Genomic DNA, 2,505 nt, shown 5'->3' with positions numbered 1-2,505 from the left:
CTGCTGCACGAGATGGTCAAGCGCGACGCGAAGCGCGGGCTGGCGTCGCTGTGCATCGGCGGCGGGATGGGCGTCGCGCTCGCGGTCGAGCGTCCGTAACCTGCCTTCCGTCACCGGCCGTTCGCCACTGGCGAACCGAATTCGTGCGCCGGCCGATTGCGGCTTCGGCCGGCGTCACGTGAAGTCAGAGGGGGCTCCGGCAGCTCTCGAAACCAAAAAATGGAGTGAGATTTATGTCTCAGCGAATTGCGTACGTAACGGGCGGGATGGGCGGCATCGGCACCAGCATCTGCCAGCGCCTGTCGAAAGACGGCTTCAAGGTGGTCGCAGGTTGCGGCCCGAACTCGCCGCGCCGGGTGAAATGGCTCGAGGACCAGAAGGCGCTCGGGTACGACTTCATCGCGTCGGAAGGCAACGTCGGCGACTGGGACTCGACCAAGGAAGCGTTCGACAAGGTCAAGGCCGAAGTCGGCGAGATCGACGTGCTGGTCAACAATGCGGGCATCACGCGCGACGTCGTGTTCCGCAAGATGACGCATGAAGACTGGACGGCCGTGATCGACACCAACCTGACGAGCCTGTTCAACGTGACGAAGCAGGTGATCGACGGGATGGTCGAACGTGGCTGGGGCCGCATCATCAACATTTCGTCGGTGAACGGCCAGAAGGGGCAATTCGGCCAGACCAACTACTCGACCGCGAAGGCCGGCATTCACGGCTTCACGATGTCGCTCGCGCAGGAAGTCGCGACGAAGGGCGTGACGGTCAACACCGTGTCGCCGGGCTACATCGGCACCGACATGGTGAAGGCGATCCGTCCGGACGTGCTGGAGAAGATCGTCGCGACGATTCCGGTGCGGCGTCTCGGCGGGCCGGAGGAAATCGGCTCGATCGTCGCGTGGCTCGCGTCGAACGATTCCGGCTTCGCGACGGGCGCCGACTTCTCGCTGAACGGCGGCCTGCACATGGGCTGAGCGTCCGGGCTGCGCGAGCCGGACGGCCGCGCAGCCGGGCGTTTTCCGAAGGCCCCCGCCTCCCGGATTCGGGCGGCGGGGATTCGTCACTTGCGCTACGCTGCACTCAAAGGCGTTACATGACTACTACAAAGAAGACGGCCGAACGGCTCATCAAGAAATACCCGAACCGCCGGCTCTACGATACCGAGACAAGCACGTACATTACGCTGACCGACGTGAAGCAACTCGTGCTGGAGCAGGAGGATTTCAAGGTCGTCGATGCGAAATCCAATGAAGACCTGACGCGCAGCATCCTCTTGCAGATCATCCTCGAAGAGGAAAGCGGTGGCGTGCCGATGTTCTCGTCGTCGATGCTGTCGCAGATCATCCGTTTCTACGGTCATGCGATGCAGGGCATGATGGGCACGTACCTGGAAAAGAACATCCAGGCATTCATCGACATCCAGAACAAGCTCGCGGATCAATCGAAGAACCTCTACGAAGGTAACGCGATGAATCCGGAAGTCTGGTCGCAGTTCATGAACATGCAGGCGCCGATGATGCAAGGGATGATGACGAGCTACATCGAGCAGTCGAAGAACATGTTCGTGCAGATGCAGGAGCAGATGCAGAACCAGGCGAAGTCGATGTTCAGCACGTTCCCGTTCAAGCAGCCGGGCGCGCCGGAGCCCGAAAAGAAGTAAGCGGCGAGCCGGCGTGGACGCGCAAAGTGTCGCGCCGGCATCGTGCGGGACGGTCGTTTGGGACGACCCATTCGGGACGGCAACGGGCCGCGTCGCGGAACGATTGTTCGCACGGCGACATCGCACGCGCGTGCATGGGCGTCGTCGTGCCGTAGCGCCTCAGTGCAAATAAAACGAACAAGGCCGACCGGCAAAGCCCGGTCGGCCGAATATCAGATAAAGCGCTGATTGTAAAAGATGCCGATGGCCGGATTTTCGGCCGGCTTATCGAACCGCGAAGCGGCTTGCCGCCGATCCGTTCGCGCAGTTATTTCCGTAAATAAAGAGATTTCTGTTTTCGGAAAATGCCGAGTAGATGATCGGGAAAACTTCCTTGGCGCTGAACGAGTAAATGCCATCGTTGATGGATACGAGGAGGTTGCCGCTCGTATCGGTTTCGATCTTGTCGATCTTGCCTGCCTTGCAAAGCGATTCCGCGGACGCGTACGAGGATGCTGCAAGCGTCATGGCGCAAACGAGGGTGGCCGCGAGTTTTCTCATGGTCTTTCCTTGGTGAATGAGTGGATTGCTGGGGTTGTGATGCGGGTCATGCACGGTTCAGTATTGGCTGGCCGAATAGGTGCCGATGTCTGATCGATGTGAAATGTATCGGAGATTAATCGGGCGTTGAATGGGGGTGGCGGATTTGGAAATGATTTTTGTGGATTGTTGAGTGCTTTGAATTATTCTGGTGAATTGTGTTGTGCTGGAAGGTGTGACCTTGCCCCTGTTTCACGAATCCCATAACCGAGGCAATCAGGCCGCTTGCCCTTGCTGAGCGGCGGCCCAGTTCTTCTCGAACGTCA

Annotated in this window: 5 protein-coding genes; 3 read left to right on the top strand and 2 right to left on the bottom strand. The window is 59.4% G+C overall.

The genetic code is table 11. The features are described from left to right. The 3 genes from HWX76_RS36995 to phaR all read left to right on the top strand — a co-directional run. The coding region (locus HWX76_RS36995; protein ID WP_155755281.1) for a hypothetical protein at positions 1-99 on the top strand (99 nt) is incomplete at its 5' end. A gap of 134 nt (positions 100-233) precedes the next feature. Further along, positions 234-974 carry a 3-ketoacyl-ACP reductase gene (locus HWX76_RS36405; RefSeq protein WP_006491801.1) on the top strand — a complete coding sequence of 247 codons (741 nt, stop codon included), beginning with the start codon at positions 234-236 and terminating at the stop codon, positions 972-974. A gap of 119 nt (positions 975-1,093) precedes the next feature. Continuing rightward, a complete protein-coding gene (gene phaR, locus HWX76_RS36400) occupies positions 1,094-1,660 on the top strand; it encodes a polyhydroxyalkanoate synthesis repressor PhaR (protein WP_011549704.1) in 567 nt (188 codons plus the stop codon). A gap of 264 nt (positions 1,661-1,924) precedes the next feature. On the opposite strand, the gene HWX76_RS36395 is transcribed toward phaR, so the two are convergent. Then, complete coding sequence (locus HWX76_RS36395; RefSeq protein ID WP_050014909.1) at positions 1,925-2,200, bottom strand: hypothetical protein; 276 nt, start codon at positions 2,198-2,200, stop codon at positions 1,925-1,927. Between the two features lie 115 nt (positions 2,201-2,315). Continuing rightward, positions 2,316-2,505, bottom strand: a 190-nt coding sequence (locus HWX76_RS36580) for a hypothetical protein (protein ID WP_208458941.1), incomplete at its 5' end; no start/stop codon positions are given.

It is taken from the genome of Burkholderia sp. BCC0398, from assembly GCF_902833245.1.
GTDB lineage: Bacteria > Pseudomonadota > Gammaproteobacteria > Burkholderiales > Burkholderiaceae > Burkholderia > Burkholderia sola.
This window is presented reverse-complemented; position numbering and strand designations above follow the sequence as displayed.